General features: G+C 69.1%; 23 protein-coding genes. 18 read left to right on the top strand and 5 right to left on the bottom strand.

Annotated elements, in window-relative coordinates:
- The first annotated feature begins 88 nt into the window (after positions 1–88).
- Positions 89–1174 (top strand): Gfo/Idh/MocA family protein, encoded by a 1086-nt coding sequence (locus ACIBG5_RS21280; protein ID WP_396393210.1) that lies wholly within the window; start codon positions 89–91, stop codon positions 1172–1174.
- A 110-nt stretch (positions 1175–1284) separates the two neighbouring features.
- Here ACIBG5_RS21280 and ACIBG5_RS21285 read toward each other — a convergent pair whose 3' ends face one another.
- Positions 1285–1707 carry an RNA polymerase sigma factor gene (locus ACIBG5_RS21285; protein ID WP_396393628.1) on the bottom strand — a complete coding sequence of 141 codons (423 nt, stop codon included), beginning with the start codon at positions 1705–1707 and terminating at the stop codon, positions 1285–1287.
- Between the two features lie 84 nt (positions 1708–1791).
- Positions 1792–3786: a HelD family protein gene (locus ACIBG5_RS21290; protein ID WP_396393211.1), complete on the bottom strand. Its 1995-nt coding sequence runs from the start codon at positions 3784–3786 to the stop codon at positions 1792–1794.
- A 56-nt stretch (positions 3787–3842) separates the two neighbouring features.
- Here ACIBG5_RS21290 and ACIBG5_RS21295 point away from each other — a divergent pair, with 56 nt between their 5' ends.
- From ACIBG5_RS21295 to fxlM, 4 genes are all read left to right on the top strand, one after another.
- Positions 3843–4439: a TetR/AcrR family transcriptional regulator gene (locus tag ACIBG5_RS21295; protein ID WP_396393212.1), complete on the top strand. Its 597-nt coding sequence runs from the start codon at positions 3843–3845 to the stop codon at positions 4437–4439.
- Between the two features lie 5 nt (positions 4440–4444).
- The gene (aroQ, locus tag ACIBG5_RS21300; RefSeq protein ID WP_165553916.1) at positions 4445–4885 is read left to right on the top strand and encodes a type II 3-dehydroquinate dehydratase; all 441 of its coding nucleotides are present in this window, start codon (positions 4445–4447) and stop codon (positions 4883–4885) included.
- Positions 4886–5140: 255 nt separating this feature from the next.
- Entirely contained in the window at positions 5141–5806 is a 666-nt protein-coding gene (locus ACIBG5_RS21305; RefSeq protein WP_396393213.1) for a LuxR C-terminal-related transcriptional regulator, read from the top strand.
- A 34-nt stretch (positions 5807–5840) separates the two neighbouring features.
- Positions 5841–7055 (top strand): methyltransferase, FxLD system, encoded by a 1215-nt coding sequence (gene fxlM, locus ACIBG5_RS21310; protein WP_396393214.1) that lies wholly within the window; start codon positions 5841–5843, stop codon positions 7053–7055.
- On the opposite strand, the gene ACIBG5_RS21315 is transcribed toward fxlM, so the two are convergent.
- Complete coding sequence (locus ACIBG5_RS21315; protein ID WP_396393215.1) at positions 7039–7737, bottom strand: hypothetical protein; 699 nt, start codon at positions 7735–7737, stop codon at positions 7039–7041. The genes fxlM and ACIBG5_RS21315 overlap by 17 nt on opposite strands.
- Positions 7738–7876: 139 nt before the next feature.
- On the opposite strand from ACIBG5_RS21315, the gene efp reads away from it, so the two are divergent.
- Entirely contained in the window at positions 7877–8440 is a 564-nt protein-coding gene (gene efp / locus ACIBG5_RS21320) for an elongation factor P (RefSeq protein WP_360443825.1), read from the top strand.
- Positions 8441–8465: 25 nt separating this feature from the next.
- Positions 8466–8876: a transcription antitermination factor NusB gene (gene nusB, locus ACIBG5_RS21325; RefSeq protein WP_131514879.1), complete on the top strand. Its 411-nt coding sequence runs from the start codon at positions 8466–8468 to the stop codon at positions 8874–8876.
- 275 nt (positions 8877–9151) lie between these two features.
- On the opposite strand, the gene ACIBG5_RS21330 is transcribed toward nusB, so the two are convergent.
- Positions 9152–9664, bottom strand: a complete 513-nt coding sequence (locus ACIBG5_RS21330; RefSeq protein WP_131353620.1) for a transcriptional regulator — start codon at positions 9662–9664, stop codon at positions 9152–9154.
- Positions 9665–9868: 204 nt separating this feature from the next.
- Here ACIBG5_RS21330 and pyrR point away from each other — a divergent pair, with 204 nt between their 5' ends.
- The 9 genes from pyrR to ACIBG5_RS21375 all read left to right on the top strand — a co-directional run bounded on the left by pyrR (position 9869) and on the right by ACIBG5_RS21375 (position 20560).
- A complete protein-coding gene (gene pyrR / locus ACIBG5_RS21335; RefSeq protein ID WP_396393216.1) occupies positions 9869–10474 on the top strand; it encodes a bifunctional pyr operon transcriptional regulator/uracil phosphoribosyltransferase PyrR in 606 nt (201 codons plus the stop codon).
- On the top strand, positions 10474–11415 hold the full coding sequence (locus tag ACIBG5_RS21340) for an aspartate carbamoyltransferase catalytic subunit (protein ID WP_396393629.1): 942 nt from the start codon (positions 10474–10476) through the stop codon (positions 11413–11415). Before pyrR ends, ACIBG5_RS21340 begins: the two co-directional genes overlap by 1 nt.
- Entirely contained in the window at positions 11412–12704 is a 1293-nt protein-coding gene (locus ACIBG5_RS21345; protein ID WP_396393217.1) for a dihydroorotase, read from the top strand. The genes ACIBG5_RS21340 and ACIBG5_RS21345 overlap by 4 nt, the downstream gene beginning before the upstream one ends.
- The gene (locus tag ACIBG5_RS21350; RefSeq protein ID WP_360443814.1) at positions 12701–13207 is read left to right on the top strand and encodes a hypothetical protein; all 507 of its coding nucleotides are present in this window, start codon (positions 12701–12703) and stop codon (positions 13205–13207) included. The genes ACIBG5_RS21345 and ACIBG5_RS21350 overlap by 4 nt, the downstream gene beginning before the upstream one ends.
- Positions 13204–14325: a glutamine-hydrolyzing carbamoyl-phosphate synthase small subunit gene (gene carA, locus ACIBG5_RS21355; RefSeq protein ID WP_396393218.1), complete on the top strand. Its 1122-nt coding sequence runs from the start codon at positions 13204–13206 to the stop codon at positions 14323–14325. Before ACIBG5_RS21350 ends, carA begins: the two co-directional genes overlap by 4 nt.
- Positions 14325–17630 carry a carbamoyl-phosphate synthase large subunit gene (gene carB, locus ACIBG5_RS21360; RefSeq protein WP_396393219.1) on the top strand — a complete coding sequence of 1102 codons (3306 nt, stop codon included), beginning with the start codon at positions 14325–14327 and terminating at the stop codon, positions 17628–17630. The genes carA and carB overlap by 1 nt, the downstream gene beginning before the upstream one ends.
- The gene (locus ACIBG5_RS21365; protein WP_396393220.1) at positions 17623–18651 is read left to right on the top strand and encodes a quinone-dependent dihydroorotate dehydrogenase; all 1029 of its coding nucleotides are present in this window, start codon (positions 17623–17625) and stop codon (positions 18649–18651) included. Before carB ends, ACIBG5_RS21365 begins: the two co-directional genes overlap by 8 nt.
- On the top strand, positions 18648–19484 hold the full coding sequence (gene pyrF / locus ACIBG5_RS21370; protein ID WP_396393221.1) for an orotidine-5'-phosphate decarboxylase: 837 nt from the start codon (positions 18648–18650) through the stop codon (positions 19482–19484). Before ACIBG5_RS21365 ends, pyrF begins: the two co-directional genes overlap by 4 nt.
- Positions 19485–19651: 167 nt before the next feature.
- Positions 19652–20560 (top strand): DUF4037 domain-containing protein, encoded by a 909-nt coding sequence (locus tag ACIBG5_RS21375; RefSeq protein ID WP_396393222.1) that lies wholly within the window; start codon positions 19652–19654, stop codon positions 20558–20560.
- Here the strand turns inward: ACIBG5_RS21375 and ACIBG5_RS21380 are convergent.
- On the bottom strand, positions 20533–21402 hold the full coding sequence (locus tag ACIBG5_RS21380; protein ID WP_396393223.1) for a LysR family transcriptional regulator: 870 nt from the start codon (positions 21400–21402) through the stop codon (positions 20533–20535). The genes ACIBG5_RS21375 and ACIBG5_RS21380 overlap by 28 nt on opposite strands.
- Positions 21403–21470: 68 nt before the next feature.
- Here ACIBG5_RS21380 and ACIBG5_RS21385 point away from each other — a divergent pair, with 68 nt between their 5' ends.
- Both ACIBG5_RS21385 and ACIBG5_RS21390 read left to right on the top strand, forming a co-directional pair.
- Positions 21471–22334: an EamA family transporter gene (locus tag ACIBG5_RS21385; RefSeq protein ID WP_396393224.1), complete on the top strand. Its 864-nt coding sequence runs from the start codon at positions 21471–21473 to the stop codon at positions 22332–22334.
- 50 nt (positions 22335–22384) lie between these two features.
- Complete coding sequence (locus ACIBG5_RS21390; RefSeq protein WP_396393630.1) at positions 22385–22744, top strand: hypothetical protein; 360 nt, start codon at positions 22385–22387, stop codon at positions 22742–22744.
- Positions 22745–22763 lie beyond the last annotated feature (19 nt).

Consider the following 22763-nt stretch of genomic DNA (forward strand, 5'->3'; position numbering starts at 1 on the left):
GCGGTCAACTCGCGGGCTGGGGTTGTACATCGGTGCATTCCGGCCGAGGATTTTGGAAAAGGCTTTCCAGCTTCCTGAAGGGCACTCTATGTCTGACCGCAAGCACCGGATCGCGATCGTCGGGACCGGCGGGATCGCCCGCTCCCACGCACGGGCCGTCACCTCCCACCCGGACCGCGCCGAGCTGGTCGCGGCCGTCGACGTCGATCTCGGTCGAGCCAAGGAGTTCGCGTCCACCTGGAACATCCCCGCGGCGTATCCGAGCCTGACCGAGCTGCTCGCCGCCGGTGGAGTCGACCTCATCCACCTGTGTACGCCGCCGAACTCGCACGTCCCGTTGGCCGTGGAGTGCCTGGCGGCGGGCGTCGACGTCTTCATGGAGAAGCCGCCGACGCTGTCGCTGGACGAGCTCGACGAACTGATCGACGCGGAGGCCAAGTCGTCCGCCCAGGTCGCCTGTGTCTTCCAGCACCGGTTCGGGTCCGGCGCGGTGCGGCTGCGGCGGCTGGCGGACGAGGGTGTCCTCGGTCGTCCATTGGTTGCCTTGTGCAACACCGTGTGGTACCGGGACGACGCGTACTTCGCCGTACCGTGGCGCGGGACGTTCGACGTCGAGGGCGGCGGCCCGACGATGGGGCACGGGATCCACCAGTTCGATCTGCTGCTGTCGATCCTCGGGCCCTGGCAGAAGGTGACGGCGCTGGCGGCCCGGCAGGCACGGCCGACGCAGACCGAGGACGTCTCGATGGCATTGGTGACCTTCGAGAACGGCGCTGTCGCGTCGGTCGTCAACTCGTTGGTGTCGGCGCGGCAGACCTCACAACTGCGCTTCGACTACGAGAATGCAACGGTCGAGCTCGAGCACCTCTACGGCTACAAGGACGAGAACTGGACGGTGACCCCGGCGCCAGGCCAGGACGCGGTCGCCACCGCCTGGTCCGCGGATGCCGTCGACGTACCGAGCGGCCACGCCGCCCAGTACGCCGCTGTCCTGGACGCCCTGACCTCCGGCGCCCCGACGCCCGTCACCCTGACCGAGGCCCGCAACACCCTCGAGCTCGCGGCCGCCATCTACGCCTCGTCCTTCACCGACAAGCCGGTCCACCGCGGCGAACTCGCCCAGGGCTCCCCGTATGCCCGCCGCATGGGCGGGCCGGGCGCCCCCTGGAGCTAGGCGCCGAGATCGCGGTGCATGGATGGCGGGTTGTGTGACGGCTGGCGTGTTTGTTTGCCCGTCAGCGGTGACACAACCTGTCATCGGGCCAACGTGCCTGGTCAGTACAGCTAGCGGAGTTCGAGGTTGCCGGCTTTCGCGGGCAGTTTGTCGAGCAGGCGGCGGATGTCGCTCATCGCGCGTTCGTCGTCGACCTTGGCGGCCGTGACGGCCGAGTGGTCCGGCGTACTGTCGTGCTCGAGCAGCTCGATCCGGCCGCGCAGCGCGGTCTGCCGTCGCGACGAGCGCAGTACGTTGCTGCATTCGTGCCCGGCCATCACCAGGAGCAGCGGACGCGCCGAGTCGAGGGTCAAGGGGTCGATGCGGCCCGCGCGGGCTCGCCGCCAGACCGCGGTGAAGGTCGCCTGGACGACATCCTCGGCCGCGGACCAGGACGCCGTACGGCGGAACGCGAAGTTGTAGACCGCGTCGCTGTGCCGGTGGAACAGCTCGGCGAGCGCCGGTTCGTCGGCGTCGCGCAGGCGTTCCCACAGGTCCCGAGCGTGGCCGTCTGTCCCGGACTGCTGCCCATCGCCACCCCCAGGGTCGGTGTGCTCATACCCGGGAGAGTCCGGCTGTCAGGCCTCGGTTCCCTCCAGCTGCGACGGAAGGTCGCGGCAGTGCAGCACGTCCAATCTCGACACCGCTCTGGTCAGGATGACGTAGAGCCGGTTCAGGCCGCGCGGCTCGGCCTCGATGATGGCGGCCGGCTCGACCGCGATGACGTGGTCGTACTCGAGTCCCTTGGCCAGGCTCGCCGGAACCATCGCCACCCGGCCGTCACCGTCCGGCGGGGTCGTCTCGATGCCATCCAGCCGGAGCGCATCCGCCAGCGAGTCGAGCTCCGCGTCCGCGGCGATCACCCCGATCGACCCCTCCTCCTTGAGCGCGGCCCGTACGGCGTCGACCGTGGCCGAGCGGAGATCGTCGGCCCGCGTGATGGTGAGCTGCCCGTCGGTCCGGAACGACACCGTCTCCGGTGCGTCGACGAGCAGCGACACGAGCAGGCGGTTCGCAAGCTCGACGACGGCCGCCGGGACGCGGTAGCCGGTGGTCAGCGCGATCACCTCCGCCTCGGGCTTGCCGAGGTGGCTCAGCTGATCGATCCACGTCCGCGCGGCCCAGGGCGTCGTACCTTGAGCCAGGTCGCCGAGCACGGTGATGGAGCCGTGTTCGCTGCGGCGGGCGATCGCGCGGCACTGCATGGGGGAGAGGTCCTGCGCCTCGTCGACAATCACATGGCCGTACGTCGGCCCGCGCTGCAGCAACGCACTGACCTCGTCGAGCAGGACCGCATCGGCCGGCGTCCATCGCGCGCTCTTCGCCCTCCGCGGGCGAGGCCAGGCGATGGTGGCTTGCTCGTCCGGGCTGAGGATGTCCAGCGCTGCCTCCGCGAGGAGGTCGCGGTCGCTGAGGAGTTCGGCGAGGATCTCGTCCGCCTTGGCGTTCGGCCAGACGGTTTCGACCGCGGGGTTGGCGGCGCGTGCCATCCGCCGCAACCAGACGCCGTTGCAGTTCTGGCCGCGCGCCTCGGCCTGGCGCTGCAGCGAGGCGACGATCCGCGCGATCACCCGCTCGCGCCCGGTCAGGTACGTCGTGGCGTCCGCGCGAGCGTCGGCCACGATCTCCTCGAAGTCGTGCCGATTCACTCGCCACTTGTAAGACCCGTCCGGCACGACCACCGCGTCCTCCGGCCGCCCGATCCGCGCGTAGACGGCGTTCCGCAGTACGACGGCCATCCGCGCGTCGTGCTTCACCGCGGCTGCGACGGGCTCGTCGGTGCTCGAGGTCCGGATGCTCAGCACGTCCTCGATCGTGGTCTGCTCGACGTCGACCTCACCGAGCGTCGGCAGCACGGCCGAGATGTAGTGCAGGAAGGCGCGGTTCGGGCCGAGCACCAGCACACCACTGCGCTGCAGCCGACTCCAGTGCGCATAGAGCAGGTATGCCGCTCTGTGCAGACCGACCGCGGTCTTCCCGGTCCCGGGTGCACCTTGGACGCAGACGGAGACCTCCAGGTCGGTCCGGACCACCTCGTCCTGCTCGGGCTGGATGGTCGCGACGATGTCCCGCATCGGCCCGACCCGCGCTCGCTCGATCTCCCGCCGGACCAGATCGCTACCACCCGACGCGTCACCGGCGGCGAGGTGCTCGTCCTCGAAGCTGGTCAGGGCGCTCGCGGACCAGCCGAAGCGCCGGCGCGTCTCGATCCCGCGTGGGTCGGTGCCGGAGGCCTGGTAGAAGGCGGTCGACACCGGGGCCCGCCAGTCGATCACCATCGGCGGGCGGCCGATCGCGTCGGAGATGTGGCGGCGACCGAGGTAGTACGTCTGGCCCGAATGCTCGCCGCCCTCGGCGCCGTACCGGATCAGGCCGAAGAAGGGCGGGTTGTCACCCTCCTCGCCGAGATCCCGGGCGAGCGTCCTGAGGTAGAAGCCGAGGCGCTCGGCCGTGTATCGGTCGCCCCAGGTGTCCTCGCCGATCACCACGTTCTCCCGGGCGCCGGCCACCATCCGCCGCAAGGCCTCCCGGCAACGGCCGGCGTACGCGCGCTCGTCGTCGAGGTCCCGCATCACCCTCCTTGAAAAGCTTAACCCGGTCAATCTTTTGCCCAGGTTAACATGAGCCTGTGACCGGACTCAGGGAGCGGAAGAAGCAGCAGACGTACGACGCTTTGTCGCAGGCGGCGATCGCGCTGTTCCTCAGGCACGGCTTCGACGAGGTCTCGGTCGCGGACATCGCGGCAGCGGTCGATGTCTCCAAACCGACGCTCTTCAAGTACTTCGCGACCAAGCAGGACCTGGTGCTGCACCGGATCGCCGATCACCAGCACGAGGCCGCTCGTGTTGTGGCGGCCGCTGCGGGATCGCCGATCGAGGCGTTGCATCGGCACTTCCTGGCCGGGCTGGATCTCCGCGATCCGGTCACCGGGCTGAACGACGTACCTCAGGTGCTCGCGTATCACCGGCTCGTGTTCACGACGCCGGCGCTGTCGACGCGGATGCACGAGTTCATGGACGAGGACGAGCGGGCGCTGGCGGAGGCGCTCGGGGGAGACGCGACGGCTGAGCTGACTGCCGCCCAGGTCGTGGCGGTCCAGCGGGTGCTGGCCCGGCGCAACTGGTCGGCCATCGATGCCGGCAGCTCTGCGGCGGATCGCTACCCGGCGGCGGTCGCGGAAGCCGACGCGGCCTTCGGGAGGCTGACCACTAGGGTGGTGCCGTGACTGATGTGAGTGGGCGGCGGGTGCTGGTACTGAACGGGCCGAACCTCGGGCGGCTCGGGTCGCGCGAGCCCGATGTGTACGGCGCGACGACGTTCGCCGACCTGGTGGCCGACTGCGAGAAGACCGGCGCCGAGCTCGGGCTGGACGTCGAGGTGCGGCAGACCGACGACGAGGCCGAGTTGGTCCACTGGCTGCACGAGGCGGCCGACGGCAAGATCCCGGTGGTGCTGAACCCGGCGGCCTTCACCCACTACTCCTACGCCCTGCGCGACGCCTGCTCCCAGCGCACGGCCCCCCTGATCGAGATCCACCTGACGAACCCCGCCACCCGCGAGGAGTTCCGCCACACCAGCGTCGTCGCGGGCGTGGCCACCGGCACCATCGCCGGATTCGGCGCCGATTCGTACCGCCTCGCCCTGCGCGCGATCACCTCACTGACCGCCTGATTCGAACCAAAGTGCCCTTTCGGGCATCTAGGGAGCGTGGGGCGGCCGGGGGCGGCGATGCGGCCAAGAGATCAGGCTGAGATGCCGGTGAAATGTGGATGCCTCACGCTAGGGATCGGGTCGTGTTGTGGCCGTCACCAGTTCTTAAGGCTGGCTGAAGGCCAGGGGTCACGATCGGAATCGACGATGTGGGGGCTTCGCGTGACTTCGGATTCGGTCCGTTCGGTTCATCAACGCTCTGGGGGAGTGACAAGAATGACGACGCAACAACGTATTCCGGTCTGGGTGAAAGCGCTGGACCCGCTGTCGCAGTTCGGGCTCGTGCACGCGCTCAGGCAGCGGCCGGAGATCGCGATGATCAACGAGACCGACCTGGCCGCGCTGCAGAGCCAGTCGACCGACCGCACCGCCCCGCCAGCGGTTGCCTTGATCGCCGTCGACTCGCTGGACGCGGCCGCGGTCCAGGTGCTCCGGTCGGCCACTCAGCGGGGGTGCCGCCGGACTGTGCTGATCGGCAGCGTGATCGACGACGACGCGCTGATGACTGCGGTCGAGTTGGGGGTGTCCGGCGTACTGCGGCGGACCGAAGCGACGGCCGACCGCATCGTGCACCTGGTGCAGTCCGCCGCCGCGGGTGACGGCAGCCTGCCACCCGATCTGCTCGGCCGGTTGCTCGGTCAGGTGTCGCGGATGCAGCGGCACGTGCTCGCACCACGCGGGCTGTCGCACACCGGGCTGTCGGACCGCGAGACGCAGGTACTGCGCCTGGTGGCCGACGGCAAGGACACCCAGGAGATCGCCCGGGAGCTGTCCTACTCCGAGCGCACGGTGAAGAACGTCCTGCACGACGTCACCAGCCGCCTGCAACTGAAGAACCGCTCGCACGCCGTCGCCTACGCCCTGCGTGAGGGCCTGATCTAGCCCGCTCGGGTCGGCGCGCGACTACGCTGGATGCATGACAGATCACCGCAGCGACGCGGCCCAGGCCGATGCGCTGCGTGCGGCACTGACCCGGCATCTGGTTGCCGAAGGCATCATTCGGGACGAGCGGGTGGCGGCGGCCTTCGCCAGCGTGCCGCGGCATCTGTTCGTCCCCGGGAGCAGCCTCGACATCGCCTACGCCGACGACGTCGTACTGATGAAGCGCAACGCGGCCGGGGTGGTGATCAGCTCGGTGTCGCAGCCGAGCATCGTCGCGCTGATGCTGGAGCAGGCCGAGGTCCGTCCCGGCGATCGCGTGCTGGAGATCGGTTCCGGCGGCTACAACGCCGCGCTGCTGCGCGAACTGGCCGGACCGAAGGGCGCAGTGACGACGGTCGACATCGACCCCGAGGTCACCGACCGGGCCCGGGTCGTGCTCGACGATGCCGGGTACGGCGATGTCCGTGTGGTCGAGGCCGACGGGGAGTTCGGCGTGCCGGAGGACGCGCCGTACGACCGGATCGTGGTGACCGTGACGGCGTGGGACATCGCGCCGGCCTGGAGCGATCAGCTCGGCGCCGGCGGCCGGATCGTCGTACCGCTGCGGCTGCGGGGGCAGACGCGGTCGATCGCGTTCGACCGGGTGGACGAGCATCTGGAGAGCCGGTCGACGACGCCCTGCGGTTTCGTCTCCATGCAGGGAGCGGGGGCGAACTACGAGCGGCTGATCTCGATCCGGGGTGACGCGGCGAGTGTGAGCTTCGACGAGGACCAGGTGCCGGAGGAGCACCCGTTCGACGGGGTCCTGGACCAGCCGCGCGAACAGGTCTGGTCAGGCGTCGTGGTCAACCGCGAGGAACAGCTGTCGGACCTCCAGCTCTGGCTGGCCAGCACACTGCCCGGGTACTGCGTTCTGTCCGCGCAGCGATCGCTCCAGGAGGAAGGCGTGGTCACGCCGTCGCCGCACTGGGGAGCGGCGGCGGTGGCAACCGGCGACAGCGTGGCGTATCTGACGTCGTGTCCGGCCAAGCGGCGGCCGGAGTCGCACATGGAACTCGGGGTGAACGGCCACGGCCCGGACGCGGACGACCTGATCGACCGGCTGATCGACCAGGTGCGGATCTGGAACCGGCGGCTTCGGCACGGTCCCGGGCCGCGCTACCGGGTCGACGCGGCCGGTACTGAACCGCCCGCCGGGTTCCACATCGACCGGCGGCACAGCAGCGTCACCGTCAACTGGCCGGGGTAGTCCCGGGGCGCGCCGCGTTCCGGACCGTCTCCCAGAGCTCGTCGATGTCCGAACGGTCGTCGGCCTCGGGCTTGTCGACCCAGCCGCTGGCCCAGGTCTCCTCGTCGCGGTCCAGGTCGAAGATCGACTCGGCGAACGCGGCCGAGCCGACGTACCGCGTGTCCTCGTCGGCCTCAGGCTCAGGAGTCTCCGGCACCGGCTTGTCCTGTGCCGGTTTGCTCGCGGTTCCCGTTGGCTTGGCGGCGGTCGGAGCGATCAGGGCGCGGGCGTACTCCTGCGCTTCCAGCAGGCCCATGTCCTGCTCGTCGGAGAGCAGCCGGACCGCGCTCACCTCGTGGCCCGCCATCATCAGCTCCCGCACCCGGGCATCCGTGTCCTGCCGCGGCGGCGTCTCATGCCGGGCCGCTTGGTACTGCGACTGCTGGTACGGACCCGGTTGGTACGGCTGGTACTGGGCCGACTGGTACTGCGGCGGCTGTGCTGGCTGGGCGGGCTGTGTGTACTGGGCGTACTTCGGCCCGAGCTCGAGAGGCGCACCGCCGTTCTTCTGCACCTCGGTCTGGATCCGGTTGATCACCGCCTGGACGCGCGCGTTCGGCGTACCGCTTCCCTTGCTCTGCTGCTTGGCCTTGGCGACCAGGCTGACGATGATCATGATCACGACGAAGATCGCGAACTCCACGGCTGACCTCCTGTCCCGGTGTCCCGATGGTCCAGCCTACGGGCCGTCGGGGGCCGTCCGCCGCCGCGGAATCGGAGGATGCGGGTGTGACCGCTACAATCCGGTGTTACCGCTGATCGATTTCGAAGGGCATACCCGCGTGGCAACGACGAACGACCTCAAGAACGGCATGGTGCTCGACCTGGACGGGCAGCTGTGGTCCGTGGTCTGGTTCCAGCACCACAAGCCGGGTAAGGGCGGCGCCGTGGTCCGGACGAAGCTGAAGAACGTGCTGTCCGGCAAGGTGGTCGACAAGACCTTCAACGCCGACGTCAAGGTCGAGGTGGCCACGGTCGACAAGCGCGACATGACCTACCTGTACAACGACGGCTCGGCGTACGTCTTCATGGACAAGTCCACCTACGACCAGCTGCAGATCCAGCCCGAGGTGGTCGGCGACGCTTCCCACTTCCTGCTGGAGAACCAGGACGCGATCGTGGCCGTTCACGAGGACCTGCCGCTGTACGTCGAGCTCCCGGCCTCGGTCGAGCTCACGGTCGAGTACACCGAGCCGGGTCTGCAGGGCGACCGCTCCAGCGGTGGCACCAAGCCGGCCAAGCTGGAGACCGGCTACGACATCCAGGTCCCGCTGTTCCTGACCACCGGCGAGAAGGTCAAGGTCGACACCCGCACCGGGGACTACCTCGGCCGCGTCACTTCCTGACGTTCGAGAGAGCTGACAACAGAACATGTCTGCCCGTAGCAAGGCCCGTAAACGCGCACTCGACGTGCTGTTCGAGTCCGAGGTCAGGGGACTGCCGGTCGGCGGCACCCTGGCCGACCGGGTGGCGGACAACGACCCGCCGGTGAACGAGTTCACCGTGGCACTGGTCGAGGGTGTCGCGAAGCACATCGACGTGATCGACGACCTGCTGCAGACGCACTCGGTGGGCTGGTCCCTGGACCGGATGCCCGCGGTCGACCGCAACATCCTGCGGATCGGGACCTACGAGCTGCTGTTCGACGACCAGGTGCCGGATGTGGTCGCGGTGAGCGAAGCGGTCGCGATGGCGCGCGACCTGTCGACGGACGAGTCGCCGGCGTTCGTGAACGGCCTACTGGCCAGACTGCTGCAGTTGAAGCCCACCCTCGGCGTCTGAGGAACGAGGGGGGCGAGCCCTCCGGGGAATCGGGCCCGGTGACCGTCTCGGTACGGTCCCGGGCCGGCTTGTCGTCCCCATGGTGTGGCGCGGGGGGAACGGCCCCGGCCTGGCGCGGCGGGTCTGGTGGCGCCCGCCACTGGTCCCGCAGCTTTCAGTACTGCGTCTTCGGTACTACGTTCCTGCTTGTTCTGGTCAAGCCCGGCCCCGGAAGGGAACGGGCGGGCGGCCGCGGGCCAGCTGCTACGAGCCCCGACCGTCTCTCACGCCTCGCTTCAGGCGCCGGCTACCTCGGACTCCTCGACGTCGCCCTTCGCCTCCGGGTTCAGTACTCCCCAGGAGATGAAGCGCTCGGTCAGAGTCGTCGGCGACTCGTCGTAGATCACCGCGAGCGTGCGCATGTCGTCCTGACGGATCGACAGCACCTTGCCGTTGTAGTCCCCGCGCTGAGCCTGGATCGTGGCCGCGTACCGCGTCAGCGGACCGGCCTCGCTCGCGTCGAGGTGTTGCAGAGCCTCCAGGTCGAGGATCAACCGGGGCGGAGCGGCAGCCGCAGCGGCCGCGCTGGCGGAACCAGGCAGCAGTTCACGGATCGGCACGCCGTAGAAATCGGCGAGCTCCGCGAGCTTCTGGACCGTGACGGCCCGATCGCCGCGCTCGTACGAGCCGACGACGACCGCCTTCCAGCGACCCTTGGACTTCTCTTCCACGCCATGCAGCGACAGTCCTTGCTGCTGGCGGATGGCACGTAGCTTGCCACCCAGTGTCTTCGCGTATTCGCTAGGCACGCTGGTTCTTCCCTCCGACTAGTTTCGTCTGGGCCGGCCTGCCGGAACGGGCCGGTCGGTGAAACCCCCTCGATTACACAGAGTAACAATATTCCGGGCCAGAGGCCAGCGTCAAGACGGCGTGTCACATCCGATACCATGTCAAGCAGTCCGAACGTCCTTTAAAGACCCGTCCAGAGAGGCGGGAAAGGAGGAACGGTAGCGATGAGCCCTGCCCACAGCGCAGAGTCCCCAGACTTCGCGGCCGCGCCGAAACCGGCGCCCCGCACGGTCCTGGACGCTTCCGACATTTCCCGGGCATTGACCCGGATCGCGCACGAGATCCTCGAGCGCAACCGCGGTGCCGACCCGGTCGTCCTGCTCGGCATCCCCACCCGAGGCGTCGGCCTGGCCCGGCGTGTCTCCGACCGGATCGCGGCGGTCGAGGGGCAGAGCGTACCGACAGGGTCACTCGATGTGACCATGTACCGCGACGACATCCGGCTCAAACCACCCCGTGGCCTGGAGCACACCGACATCCCGCCCGGCGGCATCGACGGCAAGGTGGTGGTGCTGGTCGACGACGTGCTGTTCTCCGGCCGCACCATCCGGGCCGCGCTGGACGCGATCGGCGACATCGGCCGGCCACGCGCGGTCCAGCTCGCGGTCCTGGTCGACCGCGGCCACCGCGAACTGCCGATCCGCGCCGACTACGTGGGCAAGAACCTGCCGACCTCCCTGGTCGAGCGCGTCACCGTCCACCTCACCGAGTACGACGGAGCCGACGCGGTCCTGATCGCGGACAAGACCGGAACGGGGGCGAAGGCATGATGCGGCATCTGCTGAGTGCGGGGGATCTGAGCCGGGACGAGGCGCACCTGATCCTGGACACCGCCGAGGAGATGCGGTCGCTGGCCGACCGCCCGATCAAGAAGCTGCCCGCGCTGCGCGGCCGGACCGTGGTGAACCTGTTCTTCGAGGACTCCACCCGGACCCGGATCTCGTTCGAGGCGGCGGCCAAGCGGCTGTCCGCCGACGTGATCAACTTCTCCGCCAAGGGCTCCAGTGTGAGCAAGGGCGAGAGCCTGAAGGACACCGCGCTCACCTTGCAGGCAATGGGCGCCGACGGGGTGGTCTGCCGGCACGGCTCGTCCGGCGCGCCGCACCTGCTCGCCACCTCGGGCTGGATGACCGGCTCGGTGGTCAACGCGGGCGACGGCACCCATGAGCACCCGACCCAGGCGCTGCTCGACGCGTTCACCATGCGCCGTCACCTCGGCTCGCTGGAGGGTCGCCGGATCACGATCGTCGGCGACGTACTGCACTCCCGCGTCGCCCGGTCCAACGTGCTGCTGCTGTCCACGCTCGGCGCGGACGTCACCGTGGTCGCGCCACCGACACTGCTGCCCGTCGACATGACGAGCTGGCCGTGTGTCACGTCGTACGACCTGGATGCGGCGCTGCCGAAGAGCGACGCGGTGATGATGCTGCGGGTGCAGCGGGAGCGGATGAACGACGCGTTCTTCCCGAGCGCTCGCGAGTACACCCGCCGCTACGGGCTCGACGTGCATCGGATGGCGCAGTTGCCGGACGAGGCGATCGTGCTGCACCCCGGCCCGATGAACCGCGGCATGGAGATCAGCGCCGATGTCGCGGACTCGACCCGCTCGGTCATCGTCGAGCAGGTCACCAACGGAGTGGCCATCCGCATGGCCGTGCTGTACCTACTGCTGTCCGGAAGCAACGAAACCAACGAGGAGCCCACAGCATGACCGCGTACCTGATCACCGGAGCGAGGATCGTCGGCGGTGAGGTGGCGGACCTGCTGATCGACAACGGCGAGATCGTTGCTGTCGGCACCAACCTCGAGACGCCGGCGGACGTGGAGACGATCGACGCCAAGGGCCTGATCGCGCTGCCCGGGCTGGTCGACCTGCACACGCACCTGCGCGAGCCCGGCCGCGAGGACGCCGAAACCGTCCTCACCGGCACCCGCGCCGCCGCGCTGGGCGGATTCACCGCGGTGTTCGCGATGGCCAACACCGACCCGGTCGCCGACACCGCCGGCGTCGTCGAGCAGGTCTGGCGCCTCGGCCGCGAGGGCGGGTACGCCGATGTGTTCCCGATCGGCGCGGTCACGGTCGGCCGGCAGGGGTCGCAGCTCGCGGAACTGGGCGCGATGGCGGACTCGGCCGCGCGCGTGCGGGTGTTCTCCGACGACGGCGACTGTGTCTGGGACGCCGCGCTGATGCGCCGGGCGTTGGAGTACGTGAAGGCGTTCGGCGGCGTGATCGCCCAGCACGCGCAGGAGCCGCGGCTCACCCAGGGCGCGCAGATGAACGAAGGAGCGCTCTCCGGCGTCCTCGGCCTGACCGGCTGGCCGAGTGTCGCGGAGGAGGCGATCATCGCTCGCGACATCCTCCTGAACGCGCACGTCGGTTCGAAGCTGCACATCTGCCACCTGTCCACCAAGGGCTCGGTGGAGATCGTCCGGGCGGCGAAGCGACGCGGTCTCGACGTGACCGCCGAGGTCACCCCGCACCACCTGCTGCTGACCGAGGATCTGGCCGCCTCGTACAACCCGGTCTACAAGGTGAACCCGCCGCTGCGGACCAAGGAGGACGTCGAGGCGGTCCGCGAGGGCCTGGCCGACGGGACGATCGACATCGTCGCCACCGACCACGCGCCGCACCCGATCGAGGACAAGGACTGCGAGTGGAGCGCAGCGTCGCCCGGCATGATCGGTCTGGAGACCGCGCTGAGTGTGGTCCAGCACGCGATGGTCGACACCAAGCTGCTGACCTGGGCCGAGGTGGCCGACCGGATGAGCTACCGCCCGGCCGAGATCGGCCAGATCGGTGACCACGGCCCTCCGCTCGAGGCCGGTGCCCCGGCGAACGTCGTACTGATCGATCCGGCGGTCGAGCGGACCGTCGTACCGGCGGAGTCGGCGTCGCTGTCGCGGAACTCGCCGTTCGGGGGGATGACCCTGCCGGGCCGGGTGGTGGCCACGTTCCTGCGCGGTACGCCGACCGTCCTGGACGGAAAGCCGGCCCGGTGAAGGCCTTCCTGGGCATCCTCGGCACGCTGCTGGTGCTCGCGCTGGCGTACTACGGCATGCTCCGGGGCTGGCGGAACCGCCAGGCCCGGCAGGCCGAGCTGGCACCGCTGCCCGCAGTGCCCGAGAACGACAAGAACTTGTTCAATCAACGGGGCGTGGAGGGCATCTACGTCGCCACCACCTCGGCCGGCGACTGGATGGACCGGATCGCCGTGCACGAACTGGGCGTCCGCAGTATCGCGGACCTGGCCGTCAGCGAGGCCGGCCTGATCTTCCACCGGCAGGGCGCGGCGGATGTGTTCATCCCCGCGGACCACCTGACCGCCGTCCGGACCGACCGTGGCATCGCCGGCAAGGTGACCGCGGAGAAGTCCGGCCTGGTGGTGGTCACCTGGAACCACGACGGTCGCGAGCTCGACACCGGCTTCCGTCCCCGCCGCAAGGCAGACACCGCACCGCTGACCGAAACCATCGCGACCCTGATCGGAGTCGAGCAAAGATGAGCCAGCCCGCACTGCTGGTCCTGGAGGACGGCCGGTCATTCACCGGTACGTCGTACGGGGCGACCGGCGAGACGTTCGGCGAGGCGGTGTTCACCACCGGGATGACCGGCTACCAGGAGACGCTGACCGACCCGTCGTACCACCGCCAGATCGTCACCCAGACCGCACCGCACATCGGCAACACCGGCGTGAACGACGAGGACGACGAGTCGCAGCGGATCTGGGTCGCCGGGTACGTCGTTCGCGACCCGGCCAGGGTGCCGTCGAACTGGCGCGCCACGCGCTCGCTGGACGACCAACTCAAGGGCCAGGGCATCGTCGGGATCTCCGGCATCGATACCCGGGCACTGACCCGGCACCTGCGCGAGCGCGGCGCGATGCGGGCCGGGATCTCCACCGAGATCCTCGACCCGGACGCGCTGCTGGACAAGGTCCTGCAGCAGCCACCGATGGTCGGTGCGGACCTTGCCTCCGAGGTCACCACGTTCGAGCCCTACGTGATCCCGGCCGACGGCGAGAAGCGGTTCACCGTGGTCGCGCTCGACCTCGGGATCAAGTCGATGACGCCGAAGCGGATGGCCGAGCGCGGCATCGAGGTACACGTCCTGCCGGCCACCGCGACGCTGGAGGAGGTGCTGGCGGTGAACCCGGACGGCATCTTCATGAGCAACGGCCCGGGCGACCCCGAGACCACCGAGCACCCGACGGACCTGCTCAAGGCCCTGCTGCAGCGGGGCAAGCCGTACTTCGGGATCTGTTTCGGCAACCAGGTGTTCGGCCGGGCGCTCGGACTGGGCACGTTCAAGCTCAAGTACGGGCACCGCGGGATCAACCAGCCGGTGCTCGACCGGGCCACCGGCAAGGTGGAGATCACGGCGCAGAACCACGGCTTCGCGGTGGACGCGCCGATCGAGCAGACGGTCGAGACCGACTATGGAACGGCTGAAGTCAGCCATGTTTCCCTCAACGACAACGTGGTCGAAGGGCTGAAGCTCACCGGGAAGGACGGCCGGGTGCTGGCGTTCTCGGTGCAGTACCACCCTGAGGCGGCGGCGGGTCCGCACGACTCCGCGTACCTCTTCGACCGGTTCGTTCAGCTGATGGAAGGGCGGGCCTGATGCCGCGGCGTACAGACATCGAGTCGGTCCTGGTGATCGGCTCCGGCCCGATCGTGATCGGTCAGGCCTGCGAGTTCGACTACTCCGGCACCCAGGCCTGCCGGGTGCTGCGCGAGGAGGGGTTCCGGGTCGTCCTGGTCAACTCCAACCCGGCCACGATCATGACGGACCCGGAGTTCGCCGACGCCACCTACGTCGAGCCGATCACTCCGGAGTACGTCGAGAAGGTGATCGAGAAGGAGCGCCCGAACGCGCTGCTCGCGACGCTGGGCGGCCAGACCGCGCTGAACGCGGCGATCGCTCTGCACGAGAACGGCGTACTGGAGAAGTACGGCGTCGAGCTGATCGGTGCGTCGGTCGACGCGATCCAGCGCGGCGAGAACCGCGAGTCGTTCAAGCACATCGTCGAGAACCTCGGCGCGGAGGTCGCGCGGTCGCGGATCTGCCACACGCTGGACGACGTGTTCGGTGCGGCGGCTGAGCTCGGCTACCCGCTGGTGGTGCGGCCGTCGTTCACGATGGGCGGCGTCGGCTCCGGGATGGCGTACGACGAGGCGGACCTGCGCCGCATCGCGGGCGCCGGACTGCAGGCCAGCCCGACCACCGAGGTGCTGATCGAGGAGTCGATCCTGGGCTGGAAGGAGTACGAGCTGGAGGTGATGCGCGACAAGGCCGACAACGTCGTGATCATCTGCTCGATCGAGAACGTCGACCCGATGGGCGTGCACACCGGCGACTCGGTCACGGTCGCGCCGGCGATGACGCTGACCGACCGCGAGTACCAGGTGATGCGGGATCTTGCCATCGGCATCATCCGCGAGGTCGGCGTCGACACCGGCGGCTGCAACATCCAGTTCGCGGTGAACCCGGCCGACGGCCGGCTGATCGTGATCGAGATGAACCCACGGGTGTCGCGCTCGTCCGCGCTGGCGTCCAAGGCGACCGGCTTCCCGATCGCCAAGATCGCCGCGAAGGTGGCGATCGGCTACACCCTGGACGAGATCCCGAACGACATCACCCGGCAGACGCCGGCCAGCTTCGAGCCGACGCTGGACTACGTGGTGGTGAAGGTGCCGCGGTTCGCGTTCGAGAAGTTCCCGGCCGCGGACGCCACGCTGACCACGCACATGAAGAGCGTCGGCGAGGCGATGGCGATCGGCCGCAACTACACCGAGGCACTGCAGAAGGCGCTGCGCTCGCTGGAGAAGCCGGAGGCCCGGTTCTCCTGGGCCGGCTCGCCCGCGACCGACCTCGTACCGTTGCTGGAGGCCATCAAGACGCCGCACGACGGCCGGCTGCGGACCATCATGGACGCGATCCGGGCCGGGGCGACGCCGGAGCAGATCTTCGATGCGACGAAGATCGACCCCTGGTTCGTGGACCAGCTCTACCTGATCCACGAGATCGCCCTGCAGACCGCGGCCGCGCCGCGGCTCACGCCGGAGGTGCTGCGACTGGCGAAGCGGCACGGGTTCTCGGACCTGCAGCTGGCCGAGATCCGCGGGCTGACGGAGGACGTCGTCCGCGGGGTCCGGCAGGCGCTCGGGATCCGGCCGGTCTACAAGACGGTCGACACCTGTGCGGCCGAGTTCAAGGCCGAGACGCCGTACCACTACTCGTCGTACGACGAGGAGACCGAGGTCGCGCCGCGGACCGAGCCGGCTGTGCTGATCCTGGGGTCGGGGCCGAACCGGATCGGGCAGGGGATCGAGTTCGACTACTCCTGTGTGCACGCGTCGATGGCGCTGCGCGACGCGGGCTACTGCACGGTGATGGTGAACTGCAACCCGGAGACGGTCTCGACCGACTACGACACCTCGGACCGGCTGTACTTCGAGCCGCTCACCTGCGAGGACGTGCTCGAGATCGTGTACGCCGAGATGCAGGCCGGACCGGTCGCCGGGGTGATCGTGCAGCTCGGCGGGCAGACGCCACTGGGTCTGGCCCAGCGGCTCGCGGATGCCGGCGTACCGATCGTGGGTACGTCGCCGGAGGCGATCCACCTGGCCGAGGAGCGGGGCGCGTTCGGGAAGGTGCTCGCGGACGCGGCGCTGCCGGCGCCGAAGCACGGTACGGCGATGTCGGCCGACGAGGCGCGTGAGGTCGCCGAGGAGATCGGGTTCCCGGTGCTCGTGCGGCCGTCGTACGTGCTGGGCGGCCGCGGGATGGAGATCGTCTACAGCGAGGCCGAACTGACCGCGGCGCTGGGACGGCTGAGCGGTGGCACAGGATCGTGGGAGCATCCGGTGCTGATCGACCGGTTCCTCGACGACGCGGTCGAGATCGACGTCGACGGGCTGTTCGACGGCGAGGAGTTGTTCCTCGGTGGCGTGATGGAGCACATCGAGGAGGCCGGGGTGCACTCCGGTGACTCGTCCTGCGCGCTGCCGCCGATCACGCTCGGGAACGCGGACATCGAGAAGATCCGCCAGTCGACCGAGGCGATCGCGCGCGGCGTCGGCGTACGGGGTCTGTTGAACGTGCAGTACGCGCTCGCCGGTGACGTGCTGTACGTGCTGGAGGCGAACCCGCGGGCGTCCCGGACGGTGCCGTTCGTGTCGAAGGCGACCGCGACGCCGCTGGCGAAGGCGGCGGCCCGGGTGATGCTCGGTGCCACGATCGCGTCGCTGCGCGACGAGGGCATGCTGCCGGCCGAGGGCGACGGCGGGACGCTGCCGACGTCCACGCCGATCGCGGTGAAGGAAGCCGTGATGCCGTTCAACCGGTTCCGGACCGTCGACGGCCGGTCGGTGGACACTGTGCTCGGGCCGGAGATGCGCTCGACCGGTGAGGTGATGGGCATCGACGACACGTTCGGTACGGCGTTCGCCAAGTCGCAGGCAGGGGCGTCGCAGCCGCTGCCGGGCGCCGGCAAGGTGTTCGTGTCGGTGGCGAACCGGGACAAGCGGCACATGATCTTCCCGGTGAAGCGGCTGGCCGATCTGGGCTTCGAGATCTACGCGACCGACGGGACGGCCGACGTACTGCGCCGCAACGGGGTCGAGGCGATCACGGTCCGCAAGAACAGTCAGGGTCCGGGCCCGAACGGCGAGCCGACCATCGTCCAGATGGTCCACGACGGCGAACTCGACCTGATCGTCAACACCCCGATCGGGATCACCCAGGGCGGTTCGCCCCGGCTGGACGGATACGAGATCCGCAGTGCCGCGGTGGCCCGGAACATCCCGTGCATCACCACGGTGCAGGGGCTGGCGGCCGCGGTGCAGGGGATCGAGGCGCAGCGGGCCGGTGACATCGGCGTACGGTCGCTGCAGGACTGGGTGCCGAGGATCCGCGGTGTATAGCCGCGTCGTCCGGCCGGTCCTGTACCGGCTGGGGAAGGGCGACGCCGAGGTCGCGCACGAGCAGACGCTCAACGCCCTGCGACGGCTGGGCCGCGTTCCGGGTGCCGTCCGCTTGATGTCGCGTTTCCAGACCGGCTCGGAGCGGACAGTCTTCGGAGTGCGCTTCCCGGGTGCTGTCGGCCTGGCCGCGGGCATGGACAAGAACGGGATCGCACTGCCGGCCTGGCGGGCGCTCGGGTTCGCATTCGTCGAGGTCGGCACCGTCACCGCGCACCCGCAGCCCGGGAACGAGAAGCCGCGGCTGTTCCGGCTGGTCGAGCACGAGGCCGTGATCAACCGGATGGGGTTCAACAACCTGGGCTCCGAGGCACTCGCTGCCCGGCTCGCGGCGTACGGACCGCTCGGCTATCCGCTGGGCGTCTCGATCGGGAAGTCGAAGGTGACCCCGCTCGAGGATGCCGTCGAGGACTACGTGACGTCGCTGCGGCGGCTCTACCGGTACGGCGACTACTTCGCGGTCAATGTGTCGTCGCCGAATACGCCGGGGCTGCGCTCCCTGCAGGATGCCGGGCACCTCCGCGAGCTGCTGACGGCGCTGCGGGCCGAGGCTTCGTCGTTGAGCGTCGGCGGTCTGGACGGGAAGCCGATCCTGGTGAAGATCGCGCCGGACCTGACCGCGTCGGCGATCGACGAACTGCTGCAGGTCTGCACCGAGGTCGGCATTGCCGGCATCATCGCCACCAACACCACGATCGGACGGCCCGGGGTGGAGTCGCACCCGCTGGCATCCGAGACCGGCGGCCTGTCCGGGCGGCCGCTGACCGAGACGGCGGCCAAGACGGTCGCCCACATCCATGCGGAGACCGGGGGAACCCTGCCGATCATCGGTGTCGGCGGCATTCTCGACTCCGCCGACGCGGCCCGGCTGTTCGACGCCGGAGCCAGTCTCGTCCAGATCTACACCGGGCTGATCTACCGCGGCCCCGGCCTTGTCCGTCAGATCAATCGGGGAGTGAGATGAGCAACCAACCCTTCGGCGCCCGGCTCCGGGCAGCCATGGACACCCGCGGCCCGCTGTGCGTGGGCATCGACCCGCACGCGCATCTGCTGGCCGCCTGGGATCTGCCCGACGACCCGGACGGCCTCGCGTCGTTCACGTACGGCGTAGTGGACGCGCTGGCGGACCGGGTCGCGGTGTTCAAGCCGCAGTCGGCGTTCTTCGAGCGGTTCGGCTCGGCCGGGATCGCCGTTCTCGAGCAGGCGACGATCCGGCTGCGGGAGGCCGGTGCGCTGGTCATCATCGACGCCAAGCGCGGTGACATCGGCTCGACCATGGATGGGTACGCGGCGGCGTACCTGGCGGAGAAGGCGCCGCTCGCGTGCGACGCGTTGACAGTCAGCCCGTACCTCGGGTTCGGGTCGCTGCAGCCGGCCATCGATGTGGCCCGGGAGTCCGGCGCCGGTCTGTTCGTGCTCGCGTTGACGTCGAATCCGGAGGGACCGCAGTTCCAGTCGGCCCGGACCGCGGACGGTCCGACGGTGGCGGGCGCCGTACTGGACGGGCTGCGGTCGCTCAACGCCGGCGCTGAGAGGCTGGGGTCGTTCGGTGCGGTCGTTGGCGCGACCATCAAGCCGACCGAGGAGGTCCTCGACATCAACGGTCCGCTGCTGGCGCCCGGGCTCGGCGCCCAGGGCGGCACCGCCGAGGGCCTGGCCGCCGTGTTCGGGGCGGCGGTGCGGAACGTCGTACCGTCCAGCTCGCGGGAGATCCTCGGTGCCGGTCCGGGCGCTGGTGCGTTGCAGGATGCGGCCGACCGCGCCAACGATGCGTTCCGGACGGTGCTGGGTTACTGACAAAGGCCGATTTGTTCGGTAGAATTTGATTTACCAAATGGCGCGATGGATTTCGCGCCATTTGGTGTTTTTTCTTGTATTCCGTGGCTCTGGCGTGCGATCTTTTCGGCATGTTCATTTCTGGGTTGGAGTTGAGCCGGCGGTTTTATCAGGAGAAGGTGCGACCGGTGGTCGACGTGCCACACAGTGCGGGGCTGATGGGACGCGGCTCGGAGGTGCTCGGGTTCGACGACGAGATGTCGGGGGACCACAACTGGGAGCCCCGGGCGCTGCTGTTCGTTCAGGACGGCGTCACGCTGGAGCCGGAGGTGCCGGACGAGTTCGAGGGGCGACCCTCCTTCGTCGAGGTCCACACGCTCCGGTCGTACTACCAGAAGCAGTTGGGATTCGATCCGGATCAGGAACTCACTGTCCGGGATTGGCTGACATTCCCGGAGCAGATCCTGCGAATGCAGACGGCCGGTGGTGTCTTTCATGACGAGATCGGGTTGCAGGGTGTGCGCGATCGGCTGGCGTATTACCCGCGCGATGTCTGGTATTACCTGATGATCGCGGCCTGGTGGCGGGTCCATCCGGAAATGAATCTGATCGGGCGAGCCGGGTACGTCGGGGACGAGCTCGGGTCGGCGGTGATCGGGGCGCAGCTCGTGCAGGACCTGATGCACTTGTGTTTCCTGCTGGAGCGGGACTACGCGCCGTACCGGAAGTGGTTCGGTACGGCGTTCAGCCGGCTGTCGTGCGGCCCGACGGTGGGCCCGATGTTGCGCGACGTGCTGCGGGCTACTTCGTGGCAGGAGCGTGAGGAGGCGCTGATGGCGGCGTACCGGGCAGTGGGGGAGCTCCACAACCGGCTGGAGATTACGCCGCCACTGGAGCTCGGAGTGGAGCGGATGTGTGGGCGGCCGTTCAGGGTGGTCTGGGCCGACTTCCCGGGCGCGCTCGCTGCGGCGATCGAGGATCCGGACGTGAAGCGGGTCGCCGAGCGCTGGCCGGTGGGCGGGATCGAGCAGGTCCGGGAGGTCTTCTGGGGCCGCGTGAACGACCGCCGTCAGCTGGTCGAGCTCTTGGACTCCTGATACAGGCCGGACAGTAGGTCGACTGCAGCCTGGGTCGCGGGGTGCGGGTCCTGACGGTGCCAGATCAGGTGGACGTCGACCGGCGGCGCGTCGCGGAGCGGACGGTAGACGACACCGTCCCGGCGGTACTGCGTTGTCGTCGCCTGCGGTGTGACGCCGACGCAACGGCCGGAGGCGATGGCGGACAGCCAGTCGTCGACGTCGTGCGTGTACTCGATCCGTGGGCGTGCTTCCTCGGGCCAGAGGTCGGCCGTCGTACTGCCGGTCCTTCGGTCGATCACCAGGACGCGGTCGCGGAGTTGGTCGAGGGTGACCGTGCGTTTGCAGGCGAGCGGGTCGTCGGCGGGCAGGGCGCAGTACCGGCTTTCCTGGGCGACTGTGGCGTGCGCGAACCGGCGCAGGTCGATGTGGGTGCGGACGACTGCGAGATCGCACAGTCCTTCGGCGAGTCCGCCGGTCGACGTGTTGGTCCGGATCAGCTGCAGTTCGATCTCTGGATGCTCGGCGGCCCATCGCCGCTGGAACTCGGCCGTATGACGTCCCATCGCCGACCACGCATGCCCAATCCGCAACCGCGTGTGCCCGGTCGTCGCCTCAGCCACCAACTCGTCGACGTCGTTGAGGATCTGGCGAGCCCGTGCCAGCACCTGCACGCCCGCGGTCGTCGGCGTCACTGACCGGCTCGTCCGGTGCAGCAGCCGAACACCCAGCCGGCCCTCCAGCGCCAAGAGGTTCCGCGACACCGCGGCCTGCGAGACGCCCAGCTCGATCGCCGCGTCGGTGAACGTCCCGGTGTCCACCACGGTGACCAGGCACCGCAGGTGCCGGAGCTCGAGATCCATAACCCCAGCGTATAGATCGCTGCGCCGATGCATTTTGCCGGAGGCGCGGCGGCACGGAACCTCTGAGCATGGAGAGAGGTCGGCTGGGTGGGGTAGCGATGATGCTCGGGAGCGGGCTGTCGACACAGGTGGGTGCGTCAGTCGCCGCGCTCGCCTTTCCGGTCATCGGACCGGTCAGCGTGGTGGCCGTCCGGCAGTGGATGGCCGGGGCGGTGCTGCTCGCGGTCGGTCGGCCGAAGCTGCGGACGATCACCAGGCGGCAATGGCGGGCGGTGCTGGCGCTGGCCGCCGTGTTCGCGGTGATGAACCTGTCGCTCTACACGGCGATCGACCGGATCGGCCTCGGGCTGGCGGTGACGCTGGAGTTCCTGGGGCCGTTGGCGGTCGCGTTGATCGGATCGCGGCGGATGGTCGATCTGCTGTGTGCGCTGACTGCCGCACCCGCGGTCCTGCTGCTGACTCGGCCGCAGGCGACATCGGACTACCTCGGCATCGGGCTCGGATTGCTCGCCGCAGTCTGCTGGGCCTGCTACATCCTGTTGAACGGGGTCGTCGGGCGCGAGCTGCCAGGCGCGACCGGATCGGCCGCGGCGGCGGGGGTGTCCGCTCTGGTGTACGTGCCGATCGGTGTGTTCGTGCTCTGGCAGCACCCACCGACGGTTGCGGCGGTGTCGTACTCGCTGGTCGCCGGGGTGCTGTCGTCGGCGGTCCCGTTCCTGGTGGACCTGCTGACGCTGCGCCGGGTGCCGGCTCAGTTCTTCGGCGTCTTCATGAGCGTGAACCCAGTGCTGGCCGCCCTGGTCGGCCTGGTCGTGCTCGATCAGCACCTCGGCCCGATCGACTGGATCGCCATCGCGGTGATCGTGACCGCGAACGCCGTCGCGATCCTGGTCCGGCCGTTTGACCCCGCCGTCCGGAAGGGTGTCCGCTGACGGGGAGTGACGGTCTCCTCGCAGCAGAGTAAGGAATGCAATTGCGTAAGGTGGCGGCCCTCGCGGCGGTAATGACCATGGGTGTCGGCGCGCTGACGGCGTGCTCGGGTGGCGACTACTGCAGCGAGCTCCAGAACTACGCCGAGGCGGCCAAGAACCTCGACATCAAGGACTCCGAGGCGGTCGGCAAGATGCTCGACGAGGCGAAGAAGGTGTCCAAGTCGGCGCCGGACGATCTGAAGGACGACTGGAAGATCGTGCTCGACTACGCCGAGAAAGCCCAGGACGCGAACGGCGACATGGACAAGCTGACCGAGCTGGCCAAGAGCGACGGCGAGAAGATCACCCCCGCGATGGAGGCGATCGGCAAGCAGGCCAAGGACACCTGCAAGGTCACCATCGACGGCTGACCCGCCAGGACGGCGGCCG

The organism is Kribbella sp. NPDC050241 (assembly GCF_044459685.1).
Classification (GTDB): domain Bacteria; phylum Actinomycetota; class Actinomycetes; order Propionibacteriales; family Kribbellaceae; genus Kribbella.